The organism is Streptomyces sp. NRRL WC-3549, assembly GCF_000721935.1.
Lineage (GTDB): Bacteria > Actinomycetota > Actinomycetes > Streptomycetales > Streptomycetaceae > Streptomyces.
Window position 1 is genome coordinate 49,424 of record NZ_KL585421.1, and the last position, 290, is coordinate 49,713.

A 290-nucleotide genomic window follows, 5' to 3' on the forward strand; every position below is an offset into this window, starting at 1 on the left:
CCCCGGAGCCGTACTCGGCGGGCGTCGGCGGCGGAGGCTATTTCGTCCACTACGACGCCCGGACCCACCGCGTCTCGACCATCGACGGCCGGGAGACCGCGCCCCGCAGCGCCGACTCCTCGCTCTTCCTGGAGGGCGGGAAGCCGATCCCCTTCGACGCCGCCGTCACCAGCGGTCTCGCGGTCGGCACCCCTGGCACCCCGGCCACCTGGCAGAAGGCCCTCGACTCCTGGGGCAGCAAGTCCCTGCGGCAGGTGCTGGAACCCGCCGAGCGGCTGGCCCGCGACGGG

General features: G+C 74.8%; 1 protein-coding gene. It reads left to right on the forward strand.

The window, feature by feature from the left end; all coding sequences use genetic code 11:
- The coding region (locus IH13_RS0125550; protein WP_031088245.1) for a gamma-glutamyltransferase at nt 1-290 on the forward strand (290 nt) is incomplete at both ends.